Genomic DNA, 15,190 nt, shown 5'->3' with positions numbered 1-15,190 from the left:
TTTTAGACCGCTTTTGCAGCATTAGTTTCAACTGCTCTGAAAGCTCTTACTTTTTGTAAAAACTGATTTGCTTGTTCAATATATTTTGATGCAAAGTCTTCAGAAGGAGCAAATTTATTAATTTGATACACTAATTCTGAAAAAGAAACGTTGCCCAACTCAATTTTTTCACTTTCAACAAAAATCTCATCAAATTGTGCGATAATACCAGCATGGGTATTTGTTTTCTTGTTTTCTGCTAATAATAATGCTTTTGCTGAATTTACCAACGAGCTATACGCATGATAAATAGCACTTGAATACACTTTATTTCTTAAAGCTTCTTTAGCATTCTCAATTTTTTCTTCGCTCTCTAAAAATAAGGTAGCAATTAAATCAATGACCACACCAGCACATTCCCCTATACCAATCTCTTTTACATATTTCTCTTCCGTACCCCAATCAATAAAATCACTTTCAGTTAAATTACTAACATCTTGTAAATCTTGTAAAAAGTCATAGAAATACCTTTCACCTTTTTCTTTATAGTACGCAACAAACTTCTTCCCTTTGGCATTAGCCTCATAATCATTCAAGATTCTCCTTAAAGCTTCGGGTCCTCTTCTACTTGGTACCTTCACCACTTTATCTGCAAAAACACCATTTCCATCACCTAAATTACCGCCACCTAATAATACTTGTAATGCGGGAGCTACTAATTTATCTGGTGTACGAACAGACATTCCTTGAAACCCAATGTTGGCCATATTGTGCTGTCCGCAAGCATTCATACATCCACTAATTTTAATCACTAAATCTTCGTTGCTTAAATACTGTGGATATTCTGCTTTTATAACGCGCTCTAATTCATCAGCAATTCCAGTACTACTTGCAATACCCAAATTACAAGTATCTGTACCTGGACAGGCTGTGATATCAACCGCTTTGTTATAACCTGCTTCAACAAACCCTAATTTTTCTAACTCATGATAGAAAAATGGCACTAGTTCCTCTTTTACATAAGGAATCAATATATTTTGACGTAATGACAAACGAATTTCTCCCGCCGCATAATTTTCAACTAAATCTGCTAAAAGCCTTGCCTTATCCGTGTAAAAATCTCCTAAAAGCACCTTTATACCTATAGCCACATACCCCTCTTGTTTTTGAGGCACTAAGTTTGTGCTTTTCCAAGTTTCAAAAGCTTGCTCATCTTTGATAGTAACTTCTGGAACATTAGATACCACAACTGGCTGAGCATATTCATAGGCATCAGCATCAATAGCTACTGATTTTAAGGCTATAGCATTTTGCTCAGCTTCAACTAAATTTTTAAAAGCCTCTAAACCAATATCCTTAATTAAGAATTTCATACGCGCTTTGGCTCGGCTTTTACGCTCACCATAACGATCAAAAATTCTTAAAACACCTTCCATTACTGGAATGATTTTATCCGTTGGTAAGAAATCAAATAACACATCAGCGTGACGTGGCTGTGATCCTAAACCACCTCCAAGCAATACTTTAAAGCCGCGTTGTCCTTCTTGTATTTTAGCTATAAAACCAAGGTCATGCAAGTATGACAATCCCGTATCGTCATCAGAAGCTGAGAAAGACACTTTAAACTTACGCCCCATTTCCTGACAAATTGGGTTTCTCAAAAAGAACCTAAATAGAGCATCCGCATAAGGAGATACATCAAATGGCTCATTAACATCAATACCAGCAGTTTCACTAGCTGTTACGTTTCTCACGGTATTACCACAAGCTTCTCTTAAGGTAATTTCATCTCGCTCAAGTTCAGCCCACAGCTCTGGCGTTCTATTCAAGTCTACATAATGAATTTGAATATCTTGACGTGTTGTGATATGTAATCGCCCACGAGAATATTCATCAGATACTTCTGAAATTCTACGTAACTGATTACTTTTCACTTTCCCATATGGTAATTTAATACGAATCATTTGTACGCCCTCTTGACGTTGACCGTAAACACCACGTGCTAAACGAAGGCTTCTAAATTTTTCTTCATCAACCTTACCGTTGTGAAAAAGCTCAATTTTATTTGCTAAATCGATGATATCTTTTTCAACTACTGGATTTTCTATTTCTGTTCTAAAACTTTGCATTCCTCTGCTAACCTCCCAACGGGAAGGAATTTGTTAGTTTGACTATATTATTATTTGTTAAGCTGCTTTTATTCTATTGGATAAATCCCGCGCCAACGGTATTATTTGACTGCGGATCAATAAGAATAAAAGACCCATTAGTTCTATGATTTTTAAACTGATCATAAAAAATAGGTTTGTTCAATTTAAATGATATTGAAGCAATATCATTAACACCTATACTTGTTACACCTTCTTCAATGCCTGAATAATCAGGGTGAATTTTATGATTAATCTTATCAACCTTAGCCAATACTTTATTAATCCCATGTTGAACAATGTATTTGCCACCTGTATTTAATTGGGTAGCATCCATCCAACACACATTCGCTGTAAACTGTTTTTCAATAGTTGGTAAATCACCATCCTTAACAATCATATCACCTCTACTTACATTGATATCATCTTCTAAAGTGATGGTTACTGACGAACGTCTTGAAGCCGTTTCATATTTTTCATCATAGAAATAAATCTCTTTGATTTTTGATTTGGTCATTGATGGTAACACCACAACGGCATCACCAACGCTTAAATTTCCTCCGTAAACTTTACCAGCATAACCTCTAAAATCATGGAATTCTTCTGTTTTTGGACGAATCACATACTGCACTGGAAAACGCGGAGTACCTGTATTAAAGATATCGGCTTTATCTAATTGCTCTAAATGCTCTAGCAAAGCTTCGCCTTTATACCAAGGCATTTTATCTGTGGTGTTTACTACGTTATCACCTTTTAATGCACTAATGGGAATAAACGTAATTTTTTGTCCTTGATAATCACGCTTACTCATTAACGCTTCAAAATCGGCTTTAATTTTGTTATAAACCTCTTCAGAATAATCTACTAAATCCATCTTATTGATAGCAACCACTACATCTTTTATTCTCAATAAATTATTGATAAAAAAGTGACGATTAGTTTGCTCAATCACGCCTTTTCTTGCATCAATTAATATGATTGAGGCCTGTGATGTTGAGGCTCCAGTAACCATGTTTCTGGTATACTCTACATGACCAGGAGTATCGGCAATGATATAACTTTTCTTCTTGGTTGAAAAATAGATATGCGCTACATCTATAGTAATACCTTGTTCTCTTTCAGCAACTAAACCATCTGTTGCTAAAGAAAAATCTAAGTAATCATAACCACGTTGTTTACTTGTTTTTTCAATAGCCTCTAACTTATCTGTAGTTAAAGATTTTGTATCATAGAGAATACGTCCTATTAACGTACTTTTCCCATCATCTACACTTCCTGCTGTTGCTATTTTTAATACTTCCATTTTATACTGTTGTTGGTTGTTGGTTTCTGGTTAGCAGGTTTCCCTATTAACCTTTTATATTCAACAACTTATATTATAATTTATTTTTTTGAAAATGTTTGCTTATTTAAATTACCTTTAATAGATAACTAACAACCATTAACCATTTTAAAAATACCCTTGTTGTTTACGTTTTTCCATAGCTGCTTCAGAGCGTTTATCATCTATACGTGCGCCACGCTCTGAAATAGTCGATTCTCTAATCTCTTCAACTACCTTATCAATAGTAGACGCTTCTGACAACACCGCTGCTGTACAACTCATATCCCCTACCGTTCTAAAACGCACCATTTCTTCAATAACCTCTTCATGATCATCTCTATAAACCACATCATCTTCCGCCGACCAAATCATACCATCTCTTAAGAATACTTTACGTTTATGTGCAAAATATATAGAAGGAATTTCAATGTTTTCTTTCTCTATATAAGACCATACATCTAACTCGGTCCAATTTGAAATTGGAAACACACGAACATTTTGCCCATGCTCTATCTCTCCATTCAACATATCAAACAACTCTGGGCGCTGATTTTTTTCATCCCATTGACCAAAATCATCACGTACAGAAAAAATACGCTCTTTAGCTCTAGCCTTTTCTTCATCACGACGTGCACCACCAATACAAGCATCAAACTTAAACTCTTCAATAGCATCAAGAAGTGTTGTAGTTTGTAACATATTTCTACTAGCATACCTTCCTGATTCTTCTTTTACCTTACCTTGGTCTATAGAATCTTGCACATTTCTTACAATTAATTCTAAACCTAACTCTTCAACCAATCGGTCTCTAAATTCTATGGTTTCAGGAAAATTATGTCCTGTATCGATATGCATTAAAGGGAATGGCACTTTTGCTGGATAAAATGCTTTTACAGCCAATCTTACCAAAGTAATTGAATCTTTTCCTCCTGAAAATAACAACACAGGTTTTTCAAATTGCGCTGCAACTTCTCTCATAATGTATATCGCTTCATTTTCTAACGAGTTGATATGTGATGTATCTTTATTCATAATTGTGTTTCAATTCGCTTTCGCGGAACTATTTTTTATTGATTAGGCGTGTAAACCACACTCTCTATTTGCTAATGCTTTGGTTGGATCAAAATATTTAAACTCATTAGGAAGGCTATTCTCTTTTAAATACCCATCTAATTTCTCATCAGACCAAAAGTAAAACGGACTTACCTTTAAAACACCATCTTTACTTAAACTAAAAATCCCTATGCTATCTCTAAATGCGGTTTGCCCCTGACGTAAATTTGTAAACCAAACTTTAGGTTTATGCTCATCCATAGCTCTTTTAAAAGGCTCTAGCTTCACCTGCTCAGTAAACAAAGCATGTTCAGGATCATCAACAGCAGGTATTCCCAATACTACATCTCTATGCGCCGAAGTTTGCTTTGGGACATACAAAAACACATTTAGATTTAAATCTTTTATCACCTGCTCTGCATGCCTGTATGTTTGTGGTGTATTATATCCTGTATCACACCACACGACTGGCAACGTTGCTTCTACCTGAGTTACAGCATGCAATATTGCCGCTTCATACGGCCTAAAATTAGTAGTCACCACCGCTTTTTGACTTAACTCAAGTGCTTTTTCTACAATTGATTTCGGCGTCGCCTCTTTAAACGCTTTGTTTAACTCTTGTATTTGATTCTCTGTAAACATTGTTTAATTTTTTATTTTCCCCACTTAATAGAATTCCAAACTCGTTCATGGAAAAAGTATAACACCATTTTAGTGATTAATTCAATACCTCCTATTGAAAAAGCCAAATCTAATTTACCCGTTATTATCCAAGAAATTAATACCGTATCTAAAGTTCCTATTGTTCTCCAGCTAAGTGACTTTACAACACTTCTTAGCGGTTTTTCACTAGTAGTATCCTCTTTATACGTAGACTTTTCTTTACTTTTTAATAACATTTGTCCTATCATTTGTCGTTGAATTATATTAATCCTATCAGTTTAGTAGGGATTACAAAAGTAATACTTTTTTTTACTTTACAAACTCTATTTTTTAATTTTTAGATTTTTTGTGTTTTTTTAAGTAATACGCAGGAAACTTTTTAAGAGAATAAAAGAAAAAATGATTATTTGCTAATTTATTCTTCAGACAAATCGGCTAAGGTTGTGTTTCTAAACACTTTAAGTGTGCTATCTCTAACCTCAATCATTAATTTATGTACACTACATTTATGCTCATCAGGGCAGTCATCACACTTTTCATAAAAGTTTAAACTCACGCACGGCACCATAGCAATAGGCCCCTCTAACACTCGCATAACATCGGTCATTTTTGTTAGCGCGGGAGATTGTCTTAAATAGTACCCCCCGTGCTTCCCTTTTTTTGAGCCTAAAATACCCGCTTTTCTTAACGTTAGCAGAATCCCTTCTAGAAACTTTGGCGGAATACTTTCGCTTTTGGCTATTTCACTAACTCGTACTGGTTCGTCTCCTTGTGTTCTAGCAATAAAAGTTAAAGCCTTTAGTCCGTATTTCGTTTTTTTAGATAGCATGTCTTTAAGATAACTTTTTTAAAGCCTGTTCAATATCAGAAATAATATCATCGATATGCTCTAAACCAAGCGAACAACGCACCATTCCGTCAGTTATACCCGCTGCTGCTTTAACATCGGCCTCAACCTTAGCGTGTGTAGTACTTGCTGGATGTGTTACAATGGTTCTGGTATCCCCTAAATTGGCCGATAGTGAGCACATCTTTATAGCATCAAAGAAAGCACGACCGCCTTCTAAACCACCTTTTACTTCAAAAGCTACGATACTTCCACCTAATCGCATTTGTTTTTTGGCTATGTCATGTTTAGGATGCGATTTTAGAAACGGATATTTTACCCATTTTACCTTTGGATGCGACTCCAAATACTCGGCAAGTTTTAATGCATTTTCACAATGCCTATCTACCCTTACTGCAAGTGTTTCTAATGATTTGGACAACACCCAGGCGTTAAAAGCACTCATTGAAGGTCCTGTTAGTCTTGAGAATAAATATATTTCGCGAATCAATTCTTTTTTCCCTACAGTAATACCACCAAGTACTCGCCCTTGTCCGTCCATTAATTTCGTGGCCGAATGGATTACTAAATCAGCACCAAATTTAATAGGGTTTTGCAAATATGGTGTAGCAAAGCAATTATCAATTACTAACAACAAACCATGCTTTTTACAAATAGTGCTTAAAAATTCTAAATCTAAAACATCAACTCCCGGATTGGTAGGTGTCTCTGCATAGATAAACTTTGTATTAGGTTGAATTAAATTTTCGATAGTTTCCACCTCATCAATATTGAAATACGAACATTCAATATTCCATTTTGGGAAATACTTGGTAAACAAACCATGAGTTGCTCCAAACACAGAGCTGCACGACACCACATGATCACCTGCATCAAGCAAGGTAGCAAAGGTTGAAAACACAGCAGCCATACCACTTGCAAAAGCAAAACCAGCTTCTGCACCTTCCATCAAACATACTTTATCTACAAATTCATTGACATTAGGATTGCTGTATCTACTATATAAATCACGTTGTTTCTCTTCTGCAAATGATGCGCGCATTTCTTCTGCATCATCAAACACAAACCCCGAGGTTAAGTATAACGGCACCGAATGTTCAGAAAACTGAGTGGTTTCTGATTGTGTACGAATAGCTTCTGTTTCAAACTGCTTTTTACTCACTTTACTTTTTTTATGATCAATACAATTGACCTATTTACAAGACGACATAACGTCTAAATTCATTTTATTTTCGATAATCTTAAAATATCTCCAAAAACACCTCTAGCAGTTACCTCGGCTCCTGCTCCAGCTCCTTGAATTACAATAGGCTGTTCACCATATGATTCTGTAAATATCTCAAAAATAGCATCAGATCCCTTTACATGTCCCAGGGTGCTATCTTCTGGCACTGAAACTAATTTCACCTCTAAAACACCTTTATCTTGAGATAAATCACCAGACAAATCACCCACATAACGTAGTACGTGCCCCGGTTTTTGTTCGTCTTTTAGTTTTTGATACCTTACATCCAGCACTTCTAATTGCGACAAAAATTCTGCTACAGAAATGTCTCTATAAGCTTCTGGAATAAGATTTAGCACCTCAACATCTTCAAATTCATTTTGTAAATCTAATTCTCTAGCCAAAATTAGTAATTTTCTCGCTACATCATTTCCTGAAAAGTCTTCTCGCGGATCTGGCTCGGTAAAACCCTTGTCTACTGTTTCTTTAATAATGGCACTAAATGGCTTTTCTTCTACCGAAAAATTATTAAACAAGTAACTTAAGGTTCCTGAAAACACGCCTCTAATACGTGTAATATTTTCACCTGATTCGTGCAATAATTTAATGGTATCAATCAAAGGTAATCCTGCTCCAACTGTGGTTTCATATAAATATTCCTTATTATGCTCTTTTAAATTAACGCGTAAATTGGTGTAAAACTCATGAGAAATCGTGTTAGCAATTTTATTGGATGACACCAAATCAAAACCAGCTTCAACCAAAGGTATGTAGTTTTGATAAAAGGTAGAACTCGCGGTATTATCAACCGCTATTAAATTTTCTAAATGATGTGTTTTGGCAAACGCTATGATATCGTCAATTGAATTTTCAATAGATGACTCTGCTATTTCTTCTTTCCAATTTTCTGAAACCCCATCTTTATTTAAAAGCATTTTTTTAGAGTTAGCTATTGCAAAAACGTTAAGATGAATACCCTTTCTTTTCTCAATATCTTCCTTAGACTTTAAAATTTGATTGATTAAAGCCCCGCCTACACCTCCATGACCAAAAATGGCAATGTTTATTTTTTTAGAAATACCAAAAACTTCACCGTGAATCACATTAACCGCTTTATGCAATTGGTTCTTTTTCACCACCAAACTTACATTCTTTCCTGTTACTGTGTTATTAAAAAGTAACGGTGTAATCTGATTTCTAATTAAAGCATTGAACGGTTTATGAAACGAGCTCAATTCAATACCCACAATGGAGATCACAGATACGTCATCAACCACATCAATTTTATTCACGTCTTGCGAATAAAAATCACTCTCAAACTCCCTCTCAAGCGCCAAAACAGCTTGTGTAGCTTGATCTGCATCTATAATCAACCCTATACCCCGCTCTGAAGACCCTTGAGACACTATACTCACACTGATACCATAATTGCTTAAAGCTCCAAAAATTCTAGCGTCAACACCAATTTTACCCAAAAGCCCTCTTCCTTCAAAATTCAATAACGCCACATTATCAAGAATTGATAATGAAGTTACTTCCTTAGTACTTGGTCGAGCTGTAATTAAGGTACCTTCATCTTCAGGATTAAATGTATTGAGTATTCTTAAGCTGATATTTTTCTCAACTAAAGGAATGATGGTTTTGGCGTGCAATACCGAGGTTCCAAAATTAGCCAACTCGTTGGCTTCACTGAATGACAATTCTCTAATCTGTTTGGCATCAGAAACTAAATTAGGGTCGGCTGTGTAAATGCCGTTTACATGTGTATAATTTTGAAGCTCATCCGCATCTAAAAAATTAGCAATTAAAGCCGCTGTATAATTACTGCCATTTCTGCCTAATGTAGTGGTTTCATTTTTCAAATTTGAAGCAATGAAACCTGTAATTACATTTACCGAATCTTTATGTTTTTTGAAATATGCCTGCGTGTTTTCCTTTGAAAGTTTTGACAATGGTTGCGCATTGCCAAAAGCTTCATCTGTTTTTATTAAATCTCTTGAATCGGTAGCATGTGCGTTAACTCCGCGCTCATTCAAGATGGTTGTGATTAGTTTTACAGACAATAGCTCGCCCTGTGCTAAAATATTATCTTTGGTTTTTTTACTATAATCACGTAACAAACTAACACCTTCAAAAAGCTGATCTAAAACAGAGAACTCTTCTGAAAAATCGACTGATTTTAAAGGTTCAATCTGATAGGTTTTAAAAGCCTCTAAAGCTTCTTTATATGACTTTCCTTTTAAGGCTTTATTTAAAATAGCCTCTAAATCATCGGTTGCCGATCCTCGTGCCGAAACCACTACACAGATACGATCCCCATTTTTTACCTTATTCTCTATGATTGAAAGTACTGTTTCTAATCCTTTTCCATTAGCTAGAGACTTACCCCCAAACTTTAAAACTTTCATGCGTTTTCTTTTTGAATCAGGCACAAAAATGCCTTCAATTATTTTCTCCAGTTGCTCATACTCCATTAAAAAGGCATCATGCCCATGCACCGAATGTATTTCATTATAAGTCACATTAGGATGTGTTAATGCCAGCTGCCTATGAGTTTCTCTATTCTCTTCTGCTGTAAAAAACAAATCGGAGTCCACCCCAATAATATGAATATTAGCCTTTATTGTATCTAAAACATTGAAATCTTCTTTTCTTCCTTTGGTTACATCAATGGTTTTAAGCAATTGATTCATGAGTTTATAAGCCGAAAGCTGAAAACGTTCCTGTAACCTTTTGCCATGGTGCAATAACCAACTCTCCACATTAAAAATCTCTAAATCATCATTTATAGAACGGTGGAAGCGTTCTTTAAAAGATTCTGGGGTTCGATAACACAACATGGCATGCATTCTAGCATCATGTACCGGATTTTTTGAATTCAGCAAAAACTGCTCTTGAATTTGACAGTTGGCAATCAACCAATCGGTAGACTTCCAATCGGTAGCCACAGTCACCAAATTCTCAGTAAAATCTGGTTTATTAACGGCCATTTCCCAAGCTATACCCCCACCTAGTGAGCCACCTATGGTAGCAAACACTTTAGGAATATTTAGTTTTTCAAGACCTAACAGAAATATATTAGCCACATCTCTAGCTACAAAATCCTTATAGTTATCAATGATGAAGCTATCATAACCATTTCCTGGTATATTAAACGCTAAAATAGAATACAACTTGGTATCTATCACTTTATCATCACCAATTAAATCCTTCCACCAGCCATCTTTACCTGCCACATTACTATTACCCGTAAGGGCATGGTTCACTAAAACTATAGGTGCAGTACCTAATGGTTTACCAAACACCTGATAACTCAATTTTATTTGAGGAATGGAAACTTTACTTTCAGTAACAAAGTTTTCAAGAATGATATGTTGTAATGGCGTATCCACTAATATTCAAATTACATTTAACCTGTTTTACTTTGCAGCATCAAACAAGTTATTAATAGTTATATTTTTTCAAAAGCCTGCTTTAAATCCGCTTTTAAATCTTCAATATCCTCAATCCCAACAGACAACCTGATTAAATCTGGCGACACACCTGCCGAAGCCTGAGCCGCTTCATCCAATTGTTGATGGGTGGTACTTGCCGGATGAATAATCAATGATTTTGTATCTCCTATATTAGCTAACAATGAAAATATCTTTGTTTCATCTGCTACGGTCTTTGCCGCTTCAAAACCTGCTTTTGCTCCAAAGGTAACAATTCCGCTTTGTCCTTTAGGTAAATATTTATCTGCTAAAGCTTTATATGTACTACTTTCTAATCCTGGATAATTTACCCATGCCACTTCAGGTTGAGCCTCAAGCCATTTAGCCAACTCTAAAGCATTCTTACTATGCTGCTTGATTCTTACAGGTAAGGTTTCCAACCCTTGAATGATATTAAATGCATTTGTTGGACTTAAGGCGCCACCAAAATCACGTAATCCCTCTAAAATCAATTTGAATGTATAGGAGGCAGCCCCTAAAGTTTCATAATATTTCAATCCGTGATAACCTGCTGAAGGCTCTGTAAATTCCGGAAAATTCCCATTGGCCCAGTCAAAAGTTCCAGCATCAATTATTGCGCCTCCTAACGAAGTACCTTGTCCCCCAATATATTTGGTTAATGAGTGAATAACAATATTTGCGCCGTGCTCAATTGGATTTAATAAAGCTGGTGTTGCCACTGTATTATCTACAATGAAAGGAACGCCTGCTGCTTTTGACACTTCAGCTATTGCCTCTAAATCTAACACATCTAATTTGGGATTTCCTAAGGACTCTACAAAAAAGGCTCTTGTATTATCTTGAACGGCATGTTTAAAATTTTCAGGGTTTGAAGCATCAACAAATGTGGTTGTGATACCTAATCGCGGTAACGTTACGCTTAATAAATTGTATGTTCCGCCATACAAACTACTTGAAGCCACAATATGATCTCCTGCCTTTAACAGCGTTAACAAACCCGTTGAAATCGCTGCTGTACCAGAAGCAAATACTACCGCACCAATACCACCTTCAAGCGCTGCTAAACGTTCCTGTAAAATTTGATTGGTAGGATTATTTAATCTTGTATAAATAAAGCCTAATTCTTGTAGTGAAAACAAATTAGCCGCATGTTCTGAATTATTGAACACATACGATGTAGTTTGATAAATAGGAACCGCTCTTGTTCCGCCAGTTGCACTAGTTTCATGTCCTGCATGAAGCGCGTTTGTTGCAAATTTTTGTGTACTCATTTTTCTAATTTTTTTTGAGTTAATAATTTAATTAATTCAAAAGTCAAAATGCACCTTTTTATAGATGTACTTAATAGAAAAATGTTATAAAGAATTTTAAAATTGCTAAGAGCAATTTTATTATGGTTATCTATCCAAACATCGATAAATGAATCAATATTCAAGTAGAATTTAGCACCTTCTTTAATAAGTTTAAAGGGTTGCTAAGGTTTCATAGGGTCTAATCCCTCCGCCTTTCTTGATAACATCTCAGTAAGTCTTTGAACTTTGTAATTGCAAATATTCGTTCAGAAAAATTAATTTCCAAATTTTTTCAGGTGAAATTTTAAATTTTTGTAAAAATTTAAGAGTTCAACATGCGTTGCTGAAACTTATCTCGAATAATTTGACCTATGGGTTTATTTTCTATTTTAGACTCTAACCATGAGATAATATCTAAATATAAAAACGCACGACTTTGATAAGGATCATCTTCAAATTCCTTAAGTTTTCTATGTAATTTGATGAATTCGTTTTTCACTTCATTCGGATAAATATCCCCCAAACCTCTTAAAAACTTGATAAATTCTTTTTGCACCTCATGCAAATCTTCCATTTTAATTAAAAACTTATAGGTGCTTCTTATTAACACATCAAGATTGTAATCTAATCCTGCTTCATAGTGCGCCACCAAATTCAAAATTCTTGAAAAACACAATAAATCTTCCCGCATTTGAAGCGACCTATTGCTTATAATTTTCTCTAAATAATAAATACATTTTTTATTATCACCAGCCCCAAAGTTCATACACGCCATTTTATAATAAAACACCATAATGTGATGCTCATCAATGCGATCTTTATATACACGAAGACGTTCTAACACCTCATCAACCAAAGGAATGCCTTCTTCAAAACTTCCTTCAATAAAATGTAAGTTAAACTTGTTATTATAAATATATAAAAAGGCTAAACCATCAATATTATCATCGGCTGGAAACCATTTTTGCTGTGTAATATTTTCAAGTTTAAACAATACCTCTTTAAACTTTTCATATTGCCTCAAGTAAAATAACGCTTCCAGCAAATAATGATTTCCTCTTAGAAAAAAGACAGGGTGCAGCACAATCATGTCTTCATTATAATAAAATAAATCCACCCACTTTTTGGCATATTTATAACAGGATAAAAAATCTTGGGTTAAAAAACTATACCACAATTTAGCCTTAAACAACCACAATTTTTCCCTAAAACCTAATTCGTTAATATCATACTTAGGCAATCTATCATTATAATACTCTGTTATACGCTTGGTTTCAGCCTTATTCTTCACATAGCCTGTTTTTAAAAACTGGCCGTATAACTGAAGTGATAAATTAGATAATTTACTAGCCAAAACATTTTGCTGACTTAACTCTTTGGCTTGCACAGACAATTCGTCAGCCCGATTATTTAAACTCCTCGTAATATACTGAGATTCAATAACCTTTTCAAGCTCAACAATTTCATAAGCCACATTTTTCTCTTCATTCGTAATGGCTAAGTTCTTCGCTTTATCTAAAATCTTTAAGCTTTGTTTATAAAGCCCTTTATGATATAAAATGGTTGCAAAATCAAGTTGCTCTCTAATTTGAATGCGAATATCTTGATGAGATGGATTCAAGCGAAGACTTATTAAAATCTGTTTGTATAAATGTGCCTTTAAATTTGAAAGCTGCTGTTTCTTTACAATCCCTTTTTTAAGGATTACGGCTTCATCATAAGATCCCAATTTATCAAGAATATTAAAGAGCATTAAGAATTTTGAATCCTCATTTACCCCTAATCTTCCTACATAAAGTTTAAACTGTCTTTTTTCAGATTTTGAAAGCGACTTAATTAAAATAAACAAATTATCTTTTTGTTCTCTTGTCATAGTTACAAAAACAGATGTAAAACTCTTATTATAAGCTTTTTAACAAAACATTCATTGTGTTTAACATCGTAAAAAACAAATGTAGAATTCCATTTTTACAAAACCAAAATATACATTCGTAAATCAATACGAAAATATATTTTAATAAATGTCTGATAATAGAGTCCAAATTTTTGATACAACCCTAAGAGATGGCGAACAAGTCCCTGGTTGTAAATTGAATACTGAACAAAAATTGATTATTGCCGAACAGCTTGATAATTTAGGCGTTGATATCATCGAAGCTGGTTTTCCAGTATCAAGTCCAGGCGATTTTAAGTCAGTTGAAGAGATTTCAAAAATTGTAAAGAATGCAACCGTTTGTGGTTTAACCCGTTCTGTTGAAAATGATATAAAAGTAGCTGCCGAAGCATTAAAATATGCCAAAACAGCAAGAATCCATACAGGTATAGGAACGTCTGATTCGCATATAAAATTCAAGTTTAAATCGACGCGAGAAGATATCATTGAGCGCGCTGTAAAAGCCGTGGCCTATGCCAAAACGTTTGTAGAAGATGTTGAATTTTACGCTGAAGATGCTGGTAGAACAGATAACGACTATTTAGCGCGTGTTTGTGAAGCGGTAATAAAAGCTGGTGCTACAGTTTTAAATATTCCAGACACCACTGGGTATTGTTTACCACACGAATATGGTGCAAAAATTAAATACTTAAAAGAAAACGTAACTGGTATTGATAAAGCCATTTTATCGTGTCATTGTCATAATGATTTAGGTTTGGCTACCGCCAACTCCATTGAAGGGGTTATTAATGGTGCCCGACAAATAGAATGTACTATTAACGGTATTGGTGAGCGTGCAGGCAATACCGCTTTAGAAGAGGTAGTTATGATTTTAAAACAACACCCTTACTTAAACCTTGATACGGGTATTCAAACCGAAATGCTTTATGGTATAAGCCAATTGGTATCAGACAGTATGGGTATTTATACACAGCCTAACAAGGCCATTGTAGGTGCTAATGCTTTTGCCCACAGTTCTGGTATACATCAAGATGGCGTTATTAAGAATCGTGAAACCTATGAAATTATCGACCCTAAAGATGTGGGTGTAACAGAATCGGCCATTGTACTTACCGCTAGAAGTGGTAGAGCGGCTTTAGCCTACCGAGCCAAAAATGTAGGATACGAGTTAACCAAACTTCAATTGGATGAAATTTACACAGATTTCTTAGATTTTGCTGATAAGAAAAAGGAAGTAGATGATAATGATATTCATAAAATCATTGAAAGCAGCAAGATTTATAAAGAAATTACATCCTCTTAATCGAATAT

The 15,190-nt window shown here is 34.8% G+C and carries 11 protein-coding genes and 1 riboswitch; of the genes, 1 reads left to right on the top strand and 10 read right to left on the bottom strand.

What is annotated here, in order from left to right; genetic code table 11:
- Nucleotides 1–2: 2 nt before the first annotated feature.
- From KFZ70_RS08530 to KFZ70_RS08485, 10 genes are all read right to left on the bottom strand, one after another.
- A complete protein-coding gene (locus KFZ70_RS08530; protein ID WP_139695217.1) occupies nt 3–2,108 on the bottom strand; it encodes a HEPN domain-containing protein in 2,106 nt (701 codons plus the stop codon).
- A 73-nt stretch (nt 2,109–2,181) separates the two neighbouring features.
- Nucleotides 2,182–3,429 (bottom strand): sulfate adenylyltransferase subunit 1, encoded by a 1,248-nt coding sequence (locus KFZ70_RS08525; protein WP_139695218.1) that lies wholly within the window; start codon nt 3,427–3,429, stop codon nt 2,182–2,184.
- A gap of 147 nt (nt 3,430–3,576) precedes the next feature.
- A complete protein-coding gene (cysD, locus tag KFZ70_RS08520) occupies nt 3,577–4,482 on the bottom strand; it encodes a sulfate adenylyltransferase subunit CysD (protein ID WP_139695219.1) in 906 nt (301 codons plus the stop codon).
- 42 nt (nt 4,483–4,524) lie between these two features.
- The gene (locus KFZ70_RS08515) at nt 4,525–5,145 is read right to left on the bottom strand and encodes a phosphoadenosine phosphosulfate reductase family protein (RefSeq protein ID WP_139695220.1); all 621 of its coding nucleotides are present in this window, start codon (nt 5,143–5,145) and stop codon (nt 4,525–4,527) included.
- An 11-nt stretch (nt 5,146–5,156) separates the two neighbouring features.
- Nucleotides 5,157–5,414, bottom strand: coding sequence for a DUF2061 domain-containing protein (locus KFZ70_RS08510; RefSeq protein WP_199240653.1), 258 nt, complete (start codon nt 5,412–5,414; stop codon nt 5,157–5,159).
- Between the two features lie 167 nt (nt 5,415–5,581).
- Complete coding sequence (locus KFZ70_RS08505) at nt 5,582–5,995, bottom strand: Rrf2 family transcriptional regulator (protein ID WP_139695221.1); 414 nt, start codon at nt 5,993–5,995, stop codon at nt 5,582–5,584.
- A gap of 4 nt (nt 5,996–5,999) precedes the next feature.
- Nucleotides 6,000–7,175, bottom strand: coding sequence for a PLP-dependent aspartate aminotransferase family protein (locus tag KFZ70_RS08500; protein ID WP_139695222.1), 1,176 nt, complete (start codon nt 7,173–7,175; stop codon nt 6,000–6,002).
- A 59-nt stretch (nt 7,176–7,234) separates the two neighbouring features.
- Entirely contained in the window at nt 7,235–10,630 is a 3,396-nt protein-coding gene (thrA, locus tag KFZ70_RS08495; RefSeq protein WP_139695223.1) for a bifunctional aspartate kinase/homoserine dehydrogenase I, read from the bottom strand.
- A 59-nt stretch (nt 10,631–10,689) separates the two neighbouring features.
- Nucleotides 10,690–11,964 carry an O-acetylhomoserine aminocarboxypropyltransferase/cysteine synthase family protein gene (locus KFZ70_RS08490; RefSeq protein WP_139695224.1) on the bottom strand — a complete coding sequence of 425 codons (1,275 nt, stop codon included), beginning with the start codon at nt 11,962–11,964 and terminating at the stop codon, nt 10,690–10,692.
- Between the two features lie 123 nt (nt 11,965–12,087).
- A riboswitch (SAM riboswitch) is annotated at nt 12,088–12,212 on the bottom strand.
- A 95-nt stretch (nt 12,213–12,307) separates the two neighbouring features.
- Complete coding sequence (locus tag KFZ70_RS08485) at nt 12,308–13,858, bottom strand: hypothetical protein (protein WP_139695225.1); 1,551 nt, start codon at nt 13,856–13,858, stop codon at nt 12,308–12,310.
- 148 nt (nt 13,859–14,006) lie between these two features.
- On the opposite strand from KFZ70_RS08485, the gene KFZ70_RS08480 reads away from it, so the two are divergent.
- Nucleotides 14,007–15,182, top strand: a complete 1,176-nt coding sequence (locus KFZ70_RS08480; protein WP_139695226.1) for a 2-isopropylmalate synthase — start codon at nt 14,007–14,009, stop codon at nt 15,180–15,182.
- Nucleotides 15,183–15,190: the final 8 nt, after the last annotated feature.

The sequence above is a fragment of the Allotamlana fucoidanivorans genome (assembly GCF_045788535.1).
In the GTDB taxonomy this organism is placed as follows: domain Bacteria; phylum Bacteroidota; class Bacteroidia; order Flavobacteriales; family Flavobacteriaceae; genus Allotamlana; species Allotamlana fucoidanivorans.
This window is presented reverse-complemented; position numbering and strand designations above follow the sequence as displayed.

Excerpts from the sequence above, each read along its gene's own strand:
- KFZ70_RS08530 (WP_139695217.1), bottom strand. The coding sequence starts at position 2,108 with ATGCAAAGTTTTAGAACAGAAATAGAAAATCCAGTAGTTGAAAAAGAT.
- KFZ70_RS08525 (WP_139695218.1), bottom strand. The coding sequence starts at position 3,429 with ATGGAAGTATTAAAAATAGCAACAGCAGGAAGTGTAGATGATGGGAAA.
- cysD (WP_139695219.1), bottom strand. The coding sequence starts at position 4,482 with ATGAATAAAGATACATCACATATCAACTCGTTAGAAAATGAAGCGATA.
- KFZ70_RS08515 (WP_139695220.1), bottom strand. The coding sequence starts at position 5,145 with ATGTTTACAGAGAATCAAATACAAGAGTTAAACAAAGCGTTTAAAGAG.
- KFZ70_RS08510 (WP_199240653.1), bottom strand. The coding sequence starts at position 5,414 with ATGATAGGACAAATGTTATTAAAAAGTAAAGAAAAGTCTACGTATAAA.
- KFZ70_RS08505 (WP_139695221.1), bottom strand. The coding sequence starts at position 5,995 with ATGCTATCTAAAAAAACGAAATACGGACTAAAGGCTTTAACTTTTATT.
- KFZ70_RS08490 (WP_139695224.1), bottom strand. The coding sequence starts at position 11,964 with ATGAGTACACAAAAATTTGCAACAAACGCGCTTCATGCAGGACATGAA.
- KFZ70_RS08485 (WP_139695225.1), bottom strand. The coding sequence starts at position 13,858 with ATGACAAGAGAACAAAAAGATAATTTGTTTATTTTAATTAAGTCGCTT.
- KFZ70_RS08480 (WP_139695226.1), top strand. The coding sequence starts at position 14,007 with ATGTCTGATAATAGAGTCCAAATTTTTGATACAACCCTAAGAGATGGC.